General features: G+C 62.1%; 15 protein-coding genes. All 15 read left to right on the top strand.

Annotation, left to right across the window (positions count from 1 at the left end):
* The first annotated feature begins 34 nt into the window (after positions 1 to 34).
* The 15 genes from bamA to ispD all read left to right on the top strand — a co-directional run bounded on the left by bamA (position 35) and on the right by ispD (position 18465).
* On the top strand, positions 35 to 2380 hold the full coding sequence (bamA, locus tag IAE33_RS01050; RefSeq protein ID WP_201161751.1) for an outer membrane protein assembly factor BamA: 2346 nt from the start codon (positions 35 to 37) through the stop codon (positions 2378 to 2380).
* A 44-nt stretch (positions 2381 to 2424) separates the two neighbouring features.
* On the top strand, positions 2425 to 2928 hold the full coding sequence (locus IAE33_RS01045) for an OmpH family outer membrane protein (RefSeq protein WP_028634988.1): 504 nt from the start codon (positions 2425 to 2427) through the stop codon (positions 2926 to 2928).
* Between the two features lies 1 nt (position 2929).
* Positions 2930 to 3985, top strand: coding sequence for a UDP-3-O-(3-hydroxymyristoyl)glucosamine N-acyltransferase (gene lpxD / locus IAE33_RS01040; protein WP_201161750.1), 1056 nt, complete (start codon positions 2930 to 2932; stop codon positions 3983 to 3985).
* Between the two features lie 113 nt (positions 3986 to 4098).
* A complete protein-coding gene (gene fabZ / locus IAE33_RS01035) occupies positions 4099 to 4539 on the top strand; it encodes a 3-hydroxyacyl-ACP dehydratase FabZ (RefSeq protein ID WP_056796416.1) in 441 nt (146 codons plus the stop codon).
* Positions 4536 to 5312: an acyl-ACP--UDP-N-acetylglucosamine O-acyltransferase gene (gene lpxA, locus IAE33_RS01030; RefSeq protein ID WP_028634991.1), complete on the top strand. Its 777-nt coding sequence runs from the start codon at positions 4536 to 4538 to the stop codon at positions 5310 to 5312. The genes fabZ and lpxA overlap by 4 nt, the downstream gene beginning before the upstream one ends.
* Position 5313: 1 nt before the next feature.
* Complete coding sequence (gene lpxB / locus IAE33_RS01025) at positions 5314 to 6441, top strand: lipid-A-disaccharide synthase (protein ID WP_201161749.1); 1128 nt, start codon at positions 5314 to 5316, stop codon at positions 6439 to 6441.
* Position 6442: 1 nt separating this feature from the next.
* Positions 6443 to 7066 carry a ribonuclease HII gene (gene rnhB, locus IAE33_RS01020; protein ID WP_201161748.1) on the top strand — a complete coding sequence of 208 codons (624 nt, stop codon included), beginning with the start codon at positions 6443 to 6445 and terminating at the stop codon, positions 7064 to 7066.
* Between the two features lie 86 nt (positions 7067 to 7152).
* Positions 7153 to 10677: a DNA polymerase III subunit alpha gene (dnaE, locus tag IAE33_RS01015; protein ID WP_201161747.1), complete on the top strand. Its 3525-nt coding sequence runs from the start codon at positions 7153 to 7155 to the stop codon at positions 10675 to 10677.
* A 105-nt stretch (positions 10678 to 10782) separates the two neighbouring features.
* Positions 10783 to 11730, top strand: a complete 948-nt coding sequence (locus tag IAE33_RS01010) for an acetyl-CoA carboxylase carboxyltransferase subunit alpha (RefSeq protein WP_201161746.1) — start codon at positions 10783 to 10785, stop codon at positions 11728 to 11730.
* A gap of 118 nt (positions 11731 to 11848) precedes the next feature.
* Positions 11849 to 13132 (top strand): tRNA lysidine(34) synthetase TilS, encoded by a 1284-nt coding sequence (tilS, locus tag IAE33_RS01005; RefSeq protein ID WP_201161745.1) that lies wholly within the window; start codon positions 11849 to 11851, stop codon positions 13130 to 13132.
* 270 nt (positions 13133 to 13402) lie between these two features.
* Complete coding sequence (locus tag IAE33_RS01000) at positions 13403 to 15031, top strand: CTP synthase (protein ID WP_028634997.1); 1629 nt, start codon at positions 13403 to 13405, stop codon at positions 15029 to 15031.
* Between the two features lie 3 nt (positions 15032 to 15034).
* Positions 15035 to 15880 (top strand): 3-deoxy-8-phosphooctulonate synthase, encoded by an 846-nt coding sequence (kdsA, locus tag IAE33_RS00995; protein WP_028634998.1) that lies wholly within the window; start codon positions 15035 to 15037, stop codon positions 15878 to 15880.
* Between the two features lie 152 nt (positions 15881 to 16032).
* Entirely contained in the window at positions 16033 to 17322 is a 1290-nt protein-coding gene (gene eno / locus IAE33_RS00990) for a phosphopyruvate hydratase (protein WP_028634999.1), read from the top strand.
* 157 nt (positions 17323 to 17479) lie between these two features.
* A complete protein-coding gene (gene ftsB / locus IAE33_RS00985; protein ID WP_028635000.1) occupies positions 17480 to 17761 on the top strand; it encodes a cell division protein FtsB in 282 nt (93 codons plus the stop codon).
* Entirely contained in the window at positions 17758 to 18465 is a 708-nt protein-coding gene (ispD, locus tag IAE33_RS00980; RefSeq protein WP_201161744.1) for a 2-C-methyl-D-erythritol 4-phosphate cytidylyltransferase, read from the top strand. The genes ftsB and ispD overlap by 4 nt, the downstream gene beginning before the upstream one ends.
* Positions 18466 to 18570: the final 105 nt, after the last annotated feature.

Below are 18570 nucleotides of genomic sequence, written 5' to 3'. Positions count from 1 at the left end.
GGTTGTTTATTGCCAGTTGGAATAAAAGGACTTCATGAAACGTCTGCTGCTAACTGCGGTCCTCTCCGCACTGATGATCGCTGAAGTTCACGCCGAGTCCTTCACCATCTCCGATATTCGAGTCAACGGCCTGCAGCGGGTTTCCGCCGGCAGCGTCTTTGGCGCCTTGCCGCTCAACGTGGGCGACCAGGCCGATGACCGTCGTCTGGTGGAATCTACCCGCTCGCTGTTCAAGACCGGGTTCTTCCAGGACATCGAGCTGAACCGTGATGGCAATGTTCTGATCATCAACGTGGTCGAGCGCCCGTCGGTGTCGAGCATCGAGATCGAAGGCAACAAGGCGATCAGCACCGACGACCTGATGAAAGGCCTGAAACAGTCGGGCCTGGCCGAAGGTGAAATCTTCCAGCGCGCCACCCTTGAAGGTGTGCGTAACGAGCTGCAGCGCCAATACGTGGCCCAGGGCCGCTACTCGGCCGAGGTCGATGCCGAAGTGGTGCCGCAGCCGCGCAACCGTGTGGCGCTGAAGATCAAGATCAACGAAGGCACCGTCGCTGCCATTCAGCACATCAACGTCGTTGGCAACAACGTGTTCGATGACGAAACCCTGCAGCAGCTGTTCGAACTGAAAACCACCAACTGGCTGTCGTTCTTCAAGAACGACGACAAGTATGCCCGCGAAAAACTGTCCGGTGACCTGGAGCGTCTGCGTTCCTACTACCTGGACCGCGGCTACATCAACATGGATATCGCCTCTACCCAGGTGTCCATCACGCCAGACAAGAAGCACGTCTACATCACCGTCAACATCAACGAGGGTGAGAAATACACCGTTCGTGACGTGAAGCTGTCCGGTGACCTGAAGGTGCCGGAAGACCAGGTCAAGTCGCTGCTGCTGGTGCAGCCGGGCCAGGTGTTCTCGCGCAAGGTCATGACCAGCACGTCCGAGCTGATCACCCGCCGCCTGGGTAACGAAGGCTACACCTTCGCCAACGTCAACGGCGTACCGCAGCCGAACGACCAGGACCACACGGTCGACATCATGTTCGTGGTAGACCCGGGCAAACGCGCCTACGTCAACCGCATCAACTACCGTGGCAACACCAAGACCGAAGACGAAGTGCTGCGCCGCGAGATGCGCCAGATGGAAGGCGGCTGGGCTTCGACCTACCTGATCGACCAGTCCAAGACCCGCCTTGAACGCCTGGGCTTCTTCAAGGATGTGAACGTCGAGACCCCGCCTGTGCCGGGTACCGATGACCAGGTCGACGTGAACTACAGCGTCGAAGAGCAGGCGTCCGGTTCGATCACCGCCAGCGTCGGTTTCGCCCAGAGTGCGGGCCTGATCCTGGGTGGTTCGATCAGTCAGACCAACTTCCTGGGTACAGGTAACAAGGTATCCGTTGGCCTGACCCGTTCCGAATACCAGACCCGCTACAACTTCGGCTTCGTGGACCCCTACTTCACTGCCGACGGCGTGAGCCTGGGTTACAACGCCTTCTACCGCAGCACCAACTACGATGATCTCGATGTCGACGTGGCGAGCTACGCGGTGGACAGCATGGGTGCCGGCGTCAGCCTGGGTTACCCGATCAGCGAAACGTCGCGCCTGACCTATGGTTTGAGCGTGCAGCAGGACAAGCTGAAAACCGGTAAATACACGGTTGATGAGATCTTCGATTTCATTGAAAAGGAAGGCAAAAGCTTCACCAACTTCAAAGCGTCGATCGGATGGTCTGAATCCACGCTGAACAAAGGTGTACTGGCGACCCGTGGCCATTCCCAGAGCCTGACCCTGGAGTCGACCATCCCAGGCAGCGACCTGTCGTTCTACAAACTGGACTACCGTGGCCAGCTGTTCAAGCCCCTCAGCCAGAACTATACCCTGCGTCTGCACACTGAGTTGGGCTACGGTGACGGTTTCGGGGGCACCTCTGGCCTGCCATTCTACGAGAACTACTATGCGGGTGGTTTCAACTCTGTCCGCGGCTTCAAAGACAGCAGCCTCGGCCCCCGTAGTACTCCGAGCACAGGTAAGAATGGCACTCTCACGGACCCAGACCAAGACCCGCTACCCTTCGGCGGCAACGTCCTGGTGCAGGGCGGCGTAGAACTGCTGTTCCCGATGCCGTTCATCAAGGATCAGCGTTCCCTGCGGACCTCGGTGTTCTGGGATGTGGGTAACGTGTTCGACACCAATTGCGGCAAGAAGCCCGATTGCGCCAAGGTCGGCTTCTCCGACATGGCCAGTTCGGTCGGTGTGGGTGTGACGTGGATCACCGCCCTGGGCCCGCTGAGCTTCAGCCTGGCGATGCCGATCAAGAAGCCGGACGATGCCGACACCCAGGTGTTCCAATTCTCTCTGGGCCAGACCTTCTAAGGTCGGCCCTTGCTTAACGACAACGGTTTATCCAGGAGTTCATCGTGCGCAAGTTGACCCAAATGGCCGTAGTGGCCGCGGCGCTGGTCGCCACCCCGGCTTTCGCCGAAATGAAGGTTGCCGTTCTGAACTATCAGATGGCCCTGCTTGAATCGGACGCCGCCAAGAAGTACGCCGTGGATGCCGAGAAAAAGTTCGGCCCGCAGCTGACCAAGCTCAAGAGCCTGGAAAGCAGCGCGAAGGGCATCCAGGATCGCCTGATCAAGGGCGGCGACAAGATGCAGCAGCCCGAGCGTGAGCGCCTGGAGCTTGAATTCAAGCAGAAAGCCCGTGACTTCCAGTTCCAGTCCAAGGAGCTCAACGAAGCCAAGGCCGTGGCCGACCGTGACATGCTCAAGCAACTCAAGCCCAAGCTGGACGGCGCGGTGGAAGAGGTCATCAAGAAAGGTGGCTTTGACCTGGTGCTCGAGCGCGGCGCGGTAATCGATGTCAAACCTCAGTACGACATCACCCGCCAGGTTATCGAGCGCATGAACCAAGCCCGTTGATATGACCCTGACCATGACGCTTGGCCAGTTGGCCGAGGCCCTCGGGGCCACCCTGAAGGGCCCCGGTGACCTGAACATCACCGGCCTGGCCACCTTGCAGGAGGCCGGCCCCGGCCAGCTGAGCTTTCTCGCCAACCCGCAGTACCGCAAGTACCTGGACAACTGCCAGGCGGCTGCCGTGCTGCTCAAGGCGGCGGATGCAGAAGGCTTTGCCGGCCACGCGCTGATCGTGGCGGACCCGTACCTGGCGTACGCACGCATTTCCCACCTGTTCGACCCAAAACCCAAGGCTGTGGCGGGTGTTCATCCCAGCGCCGTGGTGGCCGGTGATGCTCAGGTGGATGCCAGTGCCTGTATCGGGCCTTTTGCAGTCGTTGAAAGCGGGGCGTGCATCGGCGCCAACGTCACCATTGGTGCTCATTGCGTGGTCGGTGCTCGTTGCGTCATCGGCGAGGGCGGTTGGCTGGCCCCGCGGGTCACGTTGTACCACGACGTCACCATCGGCAAGCGGGTGGTTATCCAGTCGGGTGCGGTGATCGGCGGTGAAGGCTTCGGCTTTGCCAACGAAAAAGGCGTATGGCGCAAGATCGCCCAGATTGGCGGCGTGAGCATCGGCGATGACGTTGAAATCGGCGTCAATACGGCGGTCGACCGTGGCGCGCTGTCCGATACCGTGATTGCCGATGGGGTCAAGCTGGACAACCAGATCCAGATTGCCCACAACGTGCACGTTGGTGAGCACACGGCCATGGCTGCCTGTGTGGGTATTTCCGGCAGTACGCGCATCGGCAAGCACTGCACCATTGCCGGGGGCGTTGGCATGGTAGGCCATATCGATGTCTGTGATAACGTTTTTGTGTCTGGCATGACCATGGTCACCCGCTCCATCACCGAGCCGGGCGCCTATTCATCCGGCACTGCCATGCAGCCACTGGCTGACTGGCGCAAGAGCGCCGCGCGTATCCGCCACCTGGACGACATGGCCAAGCGCCTCCAGCAGCTGGAAAAACGCGTCGATACCGTGACCTCAGGTGGCCAGCCGACATCAGAAGGCTGATACCATTTTCTGAGCAAGAGTGAACAGTCGCTAGCTGGCTCCTCTTTGGATTGCAAAAGGAGCGTGTGGTCAGCACCTGCGCTCCCTATTCTTATTACAGGCTTCCCCCCGAAATGATGGACATCAACGAGATTCGCGAATACCTGCCTCACCGTTACCCGTTCCTGCTGGTGGACCGTGTTACGGATCTGGACTACGAGGCCCAGAGCATTCGTGCCTACAAGAATGTCAGCATCAACGAGCCGTTCTTCAACGGCCATTTTCCGGCGCACCCCATCATGCCGGGCGTTCTGATCATCGAAGCCATGGCCCAGGCGGCCGGTATCCTGGGTTTCAAGATGCTGGATGCCAAGCCGGCCGACGGCACACTGTATTACTTCGTCGGCTCCGACAAACTGCGCTTCCGCCAACCGGTGCTACCGGGTGACCAGTTGGTGCTGGAGGCGAAGTTCCTCAGCCGCAAAAGCATGATCTGGAAGTTCGAATGCCGTGCCCTGGTGGACGGCAAGCCTGTATGCTCGGCACAGATCACCTGCGCGGAACGCTCCCTATGAATTTGATTGATCCTCGGGCCATTATCGATCCATCGGCCAGGCTGGCCGATGGCGTCGAGGTCGGCCCCTGGTCGATCGTTGGCCCCGATGTCGAAATCGGGGAGGGCACGGTCATCGGCCCGCATGTTGTGCTCAAAGGCCCGACCCGCATCGGCAAGCACAACCGTATCTTTCAGTTTTCGTCGATCGGCGAAGACACCCCGGACCTGAAGTACAAGGGCGAGCCGACCCGCCTGGTGATTGGCGACCACAACGTGATCCGCGAGGGTGTGACCATTCACCGCGGCACCGTGCAGGACCGCGCCGAAACCACCGTGGGCGACCACAACCTGATCATGGCCTATGCCCACATCGGCCATGACAGCGTCATCGGCAGCCACTGCATTCTGGTCAACAACACGGCGCTGGCAGGCCATGTGCACGTGGGCGACTGGGCGATCCTGTCCGGTTTCACACTGGTGCACCAGTATTGCCACATCGGGGCCCACGCGTTTTCCGGCATGGGCACCGCCATTGGCAAAGATGTGCCGGCTTTCGTCACGGTGTTCGGCAGCCCGGCTGAAGCCCGCAGCATGAACTTCGAGGGCATGCGCCGCCGCGGTTTCAGCGACGAGGTGATCCACGTGCTGCGCCGCTGCTACAAGATCGTCTACCGCCAGGGCCTGACTGTGGAAGATGCCCTGCGCGAGTTGCAGGCACCGGCTGCGCAGTACCCTGAGGTCGAACTGTTCCGTCAGTCGATCGTGAGCTCTGCCCGCGGCATCACCCGCTGATATGGCCCAGCTTTGCATAGCCTTGGTCGCGGGTGAGGCTAGCGGCGACATTCTTGGCTCGGGCTTGATGCGCGCACTCAAGGCGCGTCACCCCGATGTGCGCTTCATCGGCGTCGGTGGCCCGCTCATGGAAGCCGAGGGCCTGCAGTCCTACTTCCCCATGGAGCGCCTTGCGGTGATGGGGCTGGTGGAAGTGCTGGGCCGTCTGCGCGAGCTGCTCAAGCGCCGCAAGCTGCTGATCCAGACCCTGATCGAGCAGAAGCCGGATGCGTTCATCGGCATCGACGCCCCTGATTTCAACCTGACGATCGAACTCAAGCTGCGCCAGGCCGGTATCAAGACCGTGCACTATGTGAGCCCGTCCGTGTGGGCCTGGCGGCAGAAGCGCGTACTGAAGATTCGCCAGGGCTGCGACCTGATGCTTACGCTGCTGCCCTTCGAGGCGCGCTTCTATGAAGAGCAGGGCGTACCGGTACGGTTCGTCGGCCACCCGCTGGCCGACACCATTCCTTTGGAGTGCGACCGCGCTGCTGCCCGTGCCGCCCTCGGCTTGGGTGACGGGCCGGTGGTTGCGCTGATGCCAGGCAGCCGTGGCGGAGAAGTGGGGCGCTTGGGGGCGTTGTTCCTGGATGCAGCCCAGCGCCTGAGCGAGCGGGTGCCGGGGGTACGCTTTGTGCTGCCTTGCGCCAATGCTAGCCGCCGCGCCCAGGTCGAGCAGATGCTGAGCGGCCGCGAGCTTGCGTTGACGCTGCTTGACGGTCAGTCGCACCAGGCCCTGGCGGCCTGTGACGCGGTGTTGATTGCTTCGGGCACCGCTACCCTGGAGGCATTGCTGTTCAAGCGTCCCATGGTGGTGGCTTATCGCCTTGCGCCGCTGACCTACTGGATACTCAAGCGCCTGGTGAAAAGCCCCTACGTGTCGTTGCCCAACCTGCTGGCCCAGCGTGAGCTGGTGCCTGAGTTGCTGCAGGACGCAGCCACCAGCGAAGCGCTGGCCGCCACGCTGGCGCCACTGGTGCGCGATGGCAGCCTGCAGACCGAGCGCTTCGACGAAATTCACCGCACCCTGCGTCGCGACGCCTCCAATCAGGCCGCCGACGCGGTGCTGGCTTTGCTGGAGAGGCGTTGAGATGCAGATAGGGCTGGACTTCAACCTGGTCGAAGACCTGGTTGCCGGTGTCGATGAAGTGGGCCGTGGCCCGTTGTGCGGTGCAGTGGTCACGGCGGCAGTGATCCTTGATCCACTGCGCCCGATCCTGGGCCTTAACGACTCGAAAAAGCTGACTGAAGCCCGCCGAGAGGCGCTGTTCGACGAAATCTGCGAAAAAGCCCTGAGCTTTTGCATTGCCCGCGCCGAAGTCGAGGAAATCGACCGCCTGAACATTCTGCACGCCACCATGCTGGCCATGCAGCGTGCAGTGGAGGGGTTGCACATCACCCCGACTATGGCCTTGATCGACGGCAACCGCTGCCCACGCCTGGCTGTACCCTGCGCACCCGTTGTGCAGGGGGATGCCAAGGTGCCGGCCATTGCCGCTGCCTCAATCCTGGCCAAGGTGAGCCGCGACCGGGAGATGGCAGCCTTCGAGCTCATTTACCCGGGCTACGGCATGGGTGGGCACAAGGGCTACCCGACGCCTGTGCACCTCGAAGCGCTCGCGCGCCTGGGGCCTACGCCCATTCATCGTCGCTCGTTTGCCCCCGTGCGTGCGGCCTGGGAAGCGCGTGACGGCGTGGTCGATTCGCTGATCTGATCAGGGGCCAGCCGCGCGGCCCAACATCCCTTCGCAACTACGCTACAATTGCGCCCTTGTCGTTCAGCACTGCTACAGGATCTTCCATGTCGGTTCCCTTCGTTCACCTGCGCGTCCACTCCGAATTCTCGCTGGTAGACGGCCTGGTGCGGATCAAACCGCTGGCCAAGGCACTGGCCGGGATGAACATGCCGGCAGTGGCCATTACCGACCAGAGCAACATGTGCTCGCTGGTCAAGTTCTACAAAACCGCCATGGGCGCAGGCATCAAGCCCATCTGCGGGGCCGACCTGTGGCTGGCCGGTGCAGACCCCGAAGCGCCGCTGTCGCGTATCTGTTTCCTGGCCATGAACCCTCAGGGTTACCGCAACCTCACTGAGCTGATTTCCCGTGGCTGGACCGACGGGCAGCGCAATGGCCTGGTGATTCTGCAACGTGAATGGATCGCCCCCGCCAGCGAAGGGCTGATTGCCCTGTCTGCCGGCCGTGAGGGTGACATCGGCATGGCGCTGCTGGCCGGTCGGCTCGATGAGGCCCAGGCCCTGCTGCAGGACTGGATGGGCATGTTCCCCGACCGGTTCTACGTTGAGCTGCAGCGTACCAACCGGCCTCGCGACGAAGAGTACGTGCATGCTGCCGTGGCCCTTGCCGACCGGCTGGGCGCGCCGCTGGTTGCCACCAACGATGTGAGGTTCATCAAGCAGTCCGACTTCGATGCCCACGAAACCCGGGTGTGTATCGGTGAAGGCTGGACCCTGGACGACCCGCGTCGTCCTCGGCTGTACAGCGACCAGCAGTACCTGAAGTCGGCCGACGAAATGGCGGCGCTGTTCAGCGACCTGCCGGACGCCATCGCCAACACCGTGGAAATCGCCAAGCGCTGCAATATCCAGGTGCAACTGGGCAAGTATTTCCTACCTGACTTCCCGACGCCCAACGGCATGGGCATCGACGATTACCTGCGCCACGTGTCCCACGAGGGCCTCGAAGAGCGCCTGGCAGTGTTGTGGCCGAAGGACACCACGCCGGACTACGAAGAGAAGCGCCAGGTCTACCTGGACCGCCTGAAGTTCGAACTGGATATCATCATCCAGATGGGCTTCCCCGGTTACTTCCTGATCGTGATGGACTTCATCAAGTGGGCCAAGAACAACGGCGTGCCTGTGGGCCCCGGCCGGGGTTCGGGTGCGGGTTCGCTGGTGGCCTACGTACTGAAGATCACCGACCTGGACCCGCTGGCCTACGACCTGCTGTTCGAGCGCTTCCTCAACCCTGAACGTATCTCCATGCCCGACTTCGACGTCGACTTCTGCATGGACGGCCGCGACCGGGTGATCGACTATGTGGCCGAAGCCTATGGCCGCAACGCGGTCAGCCAGATCATCACCTTCGGCACCATGGCGGCCAAGGCCGTGGTGCGGGATGTGGCGCGGGTGCAGGGCAAGTCTTATGGCCTGGCCGACCGCCTGTCGAAGATGATCCCGTTCGAAGTGGGCATGACCCTGGAAAAGGCTTACGAGCAGGAAGAGATCCTGCGCGATTTCCTCAAGGGGGACGAAGACGCCCGCGAAATCTGGGACATGGCGCTGAAGCTCGAAGGCGTCACCCGCGGTACCGGCAAGCACGCCGGGGGCGTGGTGATCGCGCCGACCAAGCTCACCGACTTCTCGCCCATCGCCTGTGATGAAGAAGGCGGCGGCCTGGTCACCCAGTTCGACAAGGACGACGTCGAGGCGGCCGGCCTGGTGAAGTTCGACTTCCTCGGCCTGCGTACGCTGACCATCATCAAGTGGGCGATGGAGATCATCAACCGCGAGCAGGCCAAGAAAAACCTGCCGGATCTGAACATCGACTTCATCCCGCTGGATGACCGCAAGACCTACGAGCTGCTGCAAAAAGCCGAAACCACGGCGGTGTTCCAGCTTGAGTCCCGGGGCATGAAGGAGCTGATCAAGAAGCTCAAGCCCGACTGCCTGGAAGACCTCATCGCACTGGTGGCGCTGTTCCGCCCGGGCCCGCTGCAATCGGGCATGGTGGATGACTTCATCAACCGTAAGCACGGCCGTGCCGAGCTGGCCTACCCGCACCCTGACTACCAGTACGATGGCCTGCAGCCGGTGCTGGCGCCCACCTATGGCATTATCCTGTATCAAGAGCAGGTGATGCAGATCGCCCAGGTGATGGCTGGCTATACCCTGGGCGGCGCTGACATGCTGCGCCGGGCGATGGGTAAGAAAAAACCCGAGGAGATGGCCAAGCAGCGCGGCGGGTTCATCGAGGGGTGTGCCAATAACGGCATTGATGGCGAGCTTGCGGGTAACATCTTCGACCTGGTAGAGAAATTTGCCGGTTACGGCTTCAACAAGTCTCACTCCGCCGCCTACGGGCTGGTGTCTTACCAGACTGCCTGGCTGAAAACCCACCACCCGGCTGCGTTCATGGCCGCGGTATTGTCTGCGGACATGCACAACACCGACAAGGTGGTGGTGCTGGTGGAGGAAGTGCGCAGCATGAAGCTGCGTCTGGACGCCCCGGACGTGAACTTCTCCGACTTCAAGTTCACCGTCAACAATGATGGGCGCATCGTTTATGGCCTGGGTGCGATCAAGGGGGTGGGCGAAGGGCCGGTGGAGGCAATCGTCGAGGCACGTGCCGAAGGTGGCCCGTTCAAGGACCTGTTCGATTTCTGCGAGCGCATCGACCTCAAGCGCGTCAACAAGCGCACCCTCGATGCCCTGGTGCGCAGTGGCGCCCTCGACCGGCTTGGCCCGCACTTCCACGATGAGATCAAGGCCTACCACGCCCACATCGACATCAACCGGGCAATCCTGCTGGGGGCGCTGGGCGAAGCGATCAAAGCCGCCGAGCAAACTGCCCGCACGGCAGACAGTGGTCACATCGACCTGTTCGGTGGCATGTTCGATGCGGTGGATGCCGACGTCTATGCCAACCACCGCAAGGCGCGGCCCCTCACACTCAAGGAGCGGCTCAAAGGCGAGAAGGACACCCTTGGGCTGTACCTGACCGGCCACCCGATCGACGAGTATGAAGCCGAGATCCGTCGTTTTGCGCGCCAGCGCATCATTGACCTCAAGCCTTCGCGCGATACCCAGACCATCGCGGGCATGATCATTGCCCTGCGGGTGATGAAGAACAAGAAGGGCGACAAGATGGGCTTCGTGACCCTGGATGACCGTTCCGGGCGCATCGAGGCATCCCTGTTTGCCGATGCCTACATCACCGCCCAGTCCCTGCTGCAGACCGACGCCATGGTGGTGGTGGAAGGGGAGGTCAGCAACGATGACTTCTCGGGCGGCTTGCGCCTGCGGGTGAAGCAGGTCATGACCCTGGAAGACGCCCGTACCAAACTGGCCGAGAGCCTGCGCCTGAAAGTGGCGCACGAGGCGCTCAAGGGCGACCGGCTGAAATGGCTGGGCGAGCTGATCACCCGCCACCGGGGTGCCTGCCCGATCACCCTGGAGTACACCGGCAGTGACGCCAAGGCCATGCTGCAGTTTGGCGAGCAGTGGGCAATCGACCCGGCCGATGGGCTGATTCAGACACTGCGTGACCAGTTCGGGCGTGAGAACGTCTTTCTGCAATATCGTTGAACCGACCAAATTTAATCTCGACCTGAATGCGCCTGATCCCTTAAGGTATGGCGCCAAACGGATCAACCGGCCGGCCGCCTGGCCGTAGACCCAAGACGGATGACTATGAACCCGAATTTCCTCGATTTCGAACAGCCGATTGCCGACCTGCAAGCCAAGATCGAAGGCCTGCGCCTGGTAGGCAACGACAATTCGCTGAATATCAGCGATGAAATTGCCCGTCTGCAAGACAAGAGCAATACCCTGACCGAAAGCATCTTCGGCAACCTCACCAGCTGGCAGATCGCTCGCCTGGCCCGTCACCCACGTCGTCCCTACACCCTGGACTACCTGGAACACATCTTCACCGAGTTCGAAGAACTGCACGGCGACCGCCATTTCTCCGACGATGCTGCCATCGTTGGCGGTACTGCGCGCCTGGACGGCAAACCCGTGATGGTCATCGGCCATCAGAAAGGCCGCGAAGTGCGCGAGAAGGTGCGCCGCAACTTCGGCATGCCACGCCCCGAGGGCTACCGCAAGGCCTGCCGCCTGATGGAAATGGCCGAGCGCTTCCGCATGCCGATCCTGACCTTCATCGATACCCCGGGTGCCTACCCGGGCATCGACGCCGAAGAGCGCAACCAGAGCGAAGCCATCGCCTGGAACCTGCGCGTGATGGCCCGCCTGAAAACCCCGATCATCGCCACCGTGATCGGTGAGGGTGGTTCCGGCGGCGCGCTGGCCATTGGTGTGTGCGACCAGCTGAACATGCTGCAGTACTCCACCTATTCGGTGATCTCGCCTGAAGGCTGCGCCTCCATTCTGTGGAAGACCGCTGACAAAGCGGCTGACGCGGCGGAGGCCATGGGCATCACCGCCGAGCGCCTGAAAAGCCTGAACATCGTCGACAAGGTCATCGACGAGCCGCTGGGCGGCGCCCACCGCGACCCGGCTGCCATGTCTGAAAGCATCCGTGCCGACCTGGTACAGCAGTTGGACATGCTGGGCAAGCTCGACCACGACGCGCTGCTGGCGCGTCGCTATGACCGCTTGATGAGCTACGGCGTCTGATTTTTCCGGCTGTCAGGTAATGGCACCGGCGTTGCCGGTTATCGCGGGTGAACCCGCCTCTACAGACAGGTATTGCCTGTAGGGGCGGGTTCACCCGCGAATGGTTTCAGAGGCCCTGATGATCGACCCAACCCCCTGGGTAACCGCCCCTCGCTGGTACATCGCCTTCTCGGGTGGTCTGGATTCCACCGTCCTTCTGCACTGCCTGGCGGCTTACGCCCGTCACCATTCGTGCCCACCGTTGTGCGCCGTTCACGTTCATCATGGCCTGCAGGCTGCTGCCGATGCCTGGCCTGCCCATTGCCAGCGCATCTGCGACCACCTCGGTGTAGAACTGCGCGTTATTCACGTCGACGTCGTGCGCGGCGCCAGCCTGGAACAAGCCGCCCGCGATGCCCGTTACGCTGCCTTTGAATCGCTTATGGGGCAGGGTGACATCCTGTTCACCGGGCAGCACCTGGATGACCAGGCCGAGACCGTGCTGTTTCGGCTGTTGCGCGGCGCAGGCCTGCGGGGGCTGGCGGCCATGCCCAAACAGCGCGCGCTGGGGCAGGGGGCGCTGGTCAGGCCGCTGCTGGGCTGCCCCCGGGAACAGCTGCAAGGCTATGCCCAGGCGCATGGCCTGGCCTGGGTTGAAGACCCTTCCAACAGCGATCTCCAGTACGCTCGCAACTACTTGCGTGCTGAAGTGGTACCGGTGCTTGAGCGGCGCTGGCCCCAGGCCGGCCAGAGCCTCGCCCGCGCCGCCGAGCACCTGGGCGAAGCCTTGGGCTTGCTCGAAGAGCTGGCCCGGGCCGACCTGGCATTGGCCGCGCAAGGCGCACCGGGCACCTGGCCAGGGCTGGACTCGCTGGCGCTGGCCAGCCTGGGGGCGCTGTCGCCCGCGCGGCAGCGTAACGCCTTGGAATACTGGCTCAGCAGCCGTACCCGACTGCCCGATACACGTCATTGGGCCGGGTGGGCAGATTTGCGCGACGCAGCAGCCGATGCCCAGCCCGTGTGGCGGCTTGCCGATGGGCAGGTGCTGCGCAGTCAAGGGCGTATCTGGTGGCTGAGTGGTGATTGGTTGCGACAGCCTGCAGGCGGCCTGAACTGGGCCGATGCCGGGGCGCCTCTGGCGTTGACTGGTAACGGCTGCGTGCGACTTGTTGGCGCAGCTGCGCTGGCAGGCCTGCGCATTGCCTACCGCCAAGGTGGCGAAGTGCTGGACGTGCCCGGGCGGGGGCGGCGTGACCTCAAGCGCCTGCTCAACGAGCTGCAAGTGCCGCACTTCCTGCGCGCACGCCTGCCGTTGCTGTACCAGGGCGAGCAGCTGCTGGCGGTCGCCAACCTGCCAGGCCTGGGGCGGGGCGATTGCCGGCTGCACTGGGTACTGCCGAGCAGCGCGCAAGGTTTGAGCTGATGGGTACATTCGGGTAGACTACCCTCCCTTCTTGATACAGCTTCTGTGGGTTCCGCGAAAACACAGGGGTTGCCGATTACCAAGCAGTTTTTTGCTGGGCTGATTCTGAGAAATGACGAGCGAGCTCCATGCCGGGGATACCCCTGGTCTGTACAGACGCGGCAGTTTTTCGAGATGCACTGTGATTGACGCAGGTGATCGGAGGCTTCGGCCTTCCTTCGCTTTCTCCGGCGGCGCTGGCCGCCTTAACGCAGACTTCTAGGGTTTTTCATGACGCGCTACATATTCGTCACGGGCGGTGTTGTTTCTTCATTGGGGAAAGGCATTGCCTCGGCTTCCCTGGCGGCCATCCTGGAAGCGCGGGGCCTGAAGGTCACCATGCTCAAGCTGGATCCGTACATCAACGTCGACCCAGGCACCATGAGCCCGTTCCAGCACGGTGAAGTATTCGTCACCCAGGACGGCGCCGAAACCGACCTGGACCTGGGCCACTACGAGCGGTTCATCCGCACGACCATGACCCAGAACAACAACTTCACCACGGGCCGTATCTACGAGCACGTGCTGCGCAAGGAGCGCCGTGGTGACTACCTGGGTGCCACCATTCAGGTCATTCCGCACATTACCGACGAAATCAAGCGTCGCATCATCAAGGGTGCCGGCGATGCTGACGTGGCCCTGGTGGAAATCGGCGGTACCGTGGGCGATATCGAGTCGCAACCGTTCCTTGAGGCCATCCGCCAGCTGCGCGTCGAAGTCGGCTCCAAGCGCGCCATGCTGATGCACCTTACCCTGGTGCCGTACATCGCCACCGCGGGCGAGACCAAGACCAAACCGACCCAGCACTCGGTGAAGGAACTGCGCTCCATCGGCCTGCAGCCCGATGTACTGATCTGCCGCTCCGACCACCCGGTCGATGCCTCGTCGCGCCGCAAGATCGCCCTGTTCACCAACGTTGAAGAGCGTGCGGTCATCTCGCTGGAAGACGTCGACACCATCTACAAGATCCCAGGCGTGCTGCATGCCCAGGGCCTGGACGATTTCGTCGTCGAGCGTTTCGGCCTGCAGTGCAACGGTGCCGACCTGTCCGAGTGGGACAAGGTGGTGGACGCCAAGCTCAACCCTGAGCATGAAGTCACCATCGCCATGGTCGGCAAGTACATGGAGCTGCTGGATGCGTACAAGTCGCTGATCGAAGCGATGAGCCACGCCGGCATCACCAACCGCACCAAGGTCAACCTGCGCTACATCGACTCCGAGGACATCGAGAACCAGGGCACCAGCCTGCTCGAAGGCGCCGATGCCATCCTGGTGCCGGGCGGTTTCGGCCTGCGCGGCGTGGAAGGCAAGATCACCGCGGTGCAGTACGCCCGTGAGAACAAGGTACCGTACCTGGGCATCTGCCTGGGCATGCAGGTGGCCGTGATCGAGTTCGCCCGTAATGTGATGGGTTGGAAAGACGCCAACTCCACCGAGTTCGACCGCAACAGCGGCCACCCGGTCGTGGGCCTGATCACCGAGTGGGCTGATGCCACCGGCGCGGTCGAAACCCGCAGCGAAGCGTCCGACCTGGGCGGCACCATGCGCCTGGGTGCACAGGACTGCCAACTGGCAGCCGGCTCCAACGTGCACGACTGCTACGGCAAGGACGTGATCACCGAGCGTCACCGCCACCGCTATGAAGTGAACAACAACCTGCTGCCGCAACTGGTCGATGCTGGCCTAGTGGTATCCGGCCGTTCCGAAGACGGTGCACTGGTGGAAGTGGTTGAATCCAAGGATCACCCATGGTTCGTTGCCTGCCAGTTCCATCCGGAATTCACCTCCACCCCGCGTGACGGCCACCCGCTGTTCAGTGGCTTCGTGAAGGCGGCCCTCGCCCAGAAGAACAAGGCCTGACCCATGACCCAGAAGATCATCCGCGTAGGTAACATCGAGATCGCCAACGACAAGCCGTTTGTGCTGTTTGGCGGTATGAACGTGCTGGAATCCCGCGACCTGGCCATGAAGGTGTGCGAAGAATATGTACGGGTTACCGACAAGCTCGGTATCCCCTATGTGTTCAAGGCGAGCTTCGACAAGGCCAACCGGTCCTCGGTCAGTTCTTACCGTGGGCCTGGCATGGAAGAAGGGCTGAAGATCTTCGAAGAGATCAAGCGCACCTTCAATGTGCCGGTGATTACCGATGTGCATGAGCCCTACCAGGCCGAGCCGGTGGCCCAGGTTTGCGACATCATCCAGTTGCCTGCCTTCCTGTCGCGCCAGACCGACCTGGTGGTGGCCATGGCCCGCAGTGGCGCAGTGATCAACATCAAGAAGGCCCAGTTCCTCGCGCCTCAGGAAATGAAACACATCCTGGCCAAATGCGAAGAAGCCGGTAACGATCAGTTGATCCTCTGCGAGCGTGGTTCGAGCTTCGGCTACAACAACCTGGTCGTGGACATGCTCGGCTTCGGCATCATGAAGCAGTTCCAGTACCCGGTGTTCTTCGACGTGACCCACGCCCTGCAGATGCCGGGTGGCCGCGCCGATTCCGCAGGCGGGCGCCGCGCCCAGGTCACCGACCTGGCCAAGGCCGGGATGAGCCAGGGCCTGGCGGGCCTGTTCCTCGAAGCCCACCCGGACCCGGACAACGCCAAGTGCGACGGCCCCTGTGCCCTGCGCCTGGACAAGCTGGAGCCATTCCTGGCCCAGCTCAAGCAACTGGACGACCTGGTGAAAAGTTTTCCGACGGTAGAAACCGCGTAAAGCGCGTTTCTCGGGTAAAGTAGCGCCCGACCTACCCCTGACCATTCGGTCAGGGGCTCCCTTCGCCGGGCCTGCCATCGCAAACCCTCCCGGCGAACGGCAAGAATTCCCTAAGCTGCGTTGTTTTCGTCAATTCTGGAGTGCTTACAACAATGGCAAAAATCGTCGACATCAAAGGTCGTGAAGTTCTCGATTCGCGTGGCAACCCCACCGTGGAAGCCGATGTACTGCTCGACAACGGCATCATCGGCAGCGCCTGTGCGCCGTCCGGTGCTTCCACCGGCTCGCGCGAAGCGCTGGAGCTGCGTGATGGCGACAAGAGCCGTTACCTGGGTAAAGGTGTGTTGAAGGCTGTCGCCAACATCAACGGCCCGATTCGCGAGCTGCTGCTGGGCAAGGACCCTTCCGACCAGAAGGCCCTGGACCATGCCATGATCGAACTCGACGGCACCGAGAACAAGGCCAAGCTGGGCGCCAACGCCATCCTCGCCGTGTCGCTGGCTGCCGCCAAGGCTGCCGCCCAGGACCAGGACCTGCCGCTGTACGCGCACATTGCCAACCTCAACGGCACCCCAGGCCAGTACTCCATGCCGGTGCCGATGATGAACATCATCAACGGCGGCGAGCATGCCGACAACAACGTCGACATCCAGGAGTTCATGGTCCAGCCGGTTGGCGCCAAGACCTTCTCCGACGGCCTGCGCATGGGCACCGAGATCTTCCACCACCTCAAGGCCGTGCTCAAGGCACGTGGCCTGAACACCGCCGTGGGTGATGAAGGTGGTTTCGCGCCTAACTTGGCGTCCAACGAAGATGCCTTGGGTGCCATCGCTGAAGCTGTCGAAAAAGCCGGCTACAAGCTGGGTACCGATGTGACCCTGGCCCTGGACTGTGCAGCTTCCGAATTCTACGAAGACGGCAAGTACAACCTGTCGGGCGAAGGCAAGTCGTTCGACGCCGAAGGCTTTGCCGAGTACCTCAAGGGCCTGACCGAGCGCTTCCCGATCATCTCCATCGAAGATGGCCTGGACGAATCGGACTGGGCGGGCTGGAAGATCCTCACCGACAAGATCGGCAGCAAAGTGCAGTTGGTGGGCGACGACCTGTTCGTGACCAACACCAAGATCCTCAAGGAAGGTATCGAGAAGGGTATCGGTAACTCGATCCTGATCAAGTTCAACCAGATCGGCTCGCTGACCGAGACCCTGGAAGCCATCCAGATGGCCAAGGCTGCAGGCTACACCGCAGTCATCTCGCACCGCTCCGGCGAAACCGAAGACTCCACCATCGCCGACCTGGCCGTGGGTACCGCTGCAGGTCAGATCAAGACTGGCTCGCTGTGCCGCTCCGACCGCGTCTCGAAGTACAACCAGCTGCTGCGCATCGAAGAGCAACTGGGTGCCAAGGCGGTATACCGTGGTCGTGCCGAGTTTCGCGCCTAAGCAAGAGATGGTAAAAAGGCAGCAGCCGCCGCTGCAGGCACTCGCGTACTGAATGTGCCTGTAGCCCACGGGTTTCTGTTTACGAAGCCTGGCCTCGGCCAGGCTTTGTGCTATCTGAGCCCCTGAACCGACAGGGTCTTTCAACCTGGATATCTTGATGCGCAGTCCTTATTGGTTGTTCCTGGTCCTGCTTTTGCTGCTGGGTGGCCTGCAGTACCGCTTGTGGGTGGGCAATGGCAGCCTGGCGCAGGTGGCCGAGCTCAAGCAGCAGATCGAAGAGCAGCACGCCGAAAACGAGCGCCTGCTTGAGCGTAACCGCGTGCTCGATGCCGAAGTGCTGGAACTGAAGAAGGGCATGGAGACCGTCGAAGAACGGGCTCGTCATGAATTGGGAATGGTCAAGGAGGGCGAGACCCTCTTCCAGTTGCCGCAGAAATGAACGCGCATCTACCGGCCTTCTGGGCCGTGATCCCTGCTGCCGGCGTGGGTGCCCGCATGGCTGCCGACCGCCCCAAGCAATACCTTGAGCTGGCCGGCAAGACTATTCTTGAGCACAGCCTCGACTGTTTCCTGGGCCACCCCACGTTAAGCGGGGTAGTGGTGAGTGTTGCCGAAGATGACCCCTATTGGCCCGGCCTGCCGTGTGCCAATGACGCGCGCATACGGCGCGCGGATGGCGGCCGTGAGCGTGCGGAGTCGGTGCTAAATGCTTTGTTGCTGCTGCATGCCCAGGGCGCGTGTGACGAAGATTGGGTGCTGGTGCACGATGCGGCGCGGCCTAACCTGGCGCGCAGCGACCTGGACAAGCTGTTGGCGGCACTGGCAGACGACCCGGTGGGGGGGCTGCTGGCGGTGCCGGCGCGCGACACCCTCAAGCGTGCCGACAGCAATGGCCGGGTGAGCGCTACCGTGGACCGTAGCACCATCTGGCAGGCTTACACGCCGCAGATGTTCCGCCTTGGAGCATTGCACCGGGCGTTGGCCGAGTGCCTGGTGTCTGATGTGGTAGTAACCGATGAAGCCTCGGCCATCGAGTGGTCCGGCCAGGCGCCGAGGCTGGTCGAAGGGCGCAGTGACAACATCAAGGTCACGCGCCCCGAAGACCTGGAATGGTTGCGCCAGCGCTGGGCGGGTAGGCGCTGATGGTCGCTCTCCTGTACCGGCCTCTTCGCGGGTAAATCGGATCGCCGCACCGCCGCTCCCACAGGGTCTCCACTGGGTCTGAAATCCGTGAAGTATCTGTGGGAG

This window comes from Pseudomonas sp. S60, from assembly GCF_016647865.1.
Lineage (GTDB): Bacteria > Pseudomonadota > Gammaproteobacteria > Pseudomonadales > Pseudomonadaceae > Aquipseudomonas > Aquipseudomonas parafulva.
This window is presented reverse-complemented; position numbering and strand designations above follow the sequence as displayed.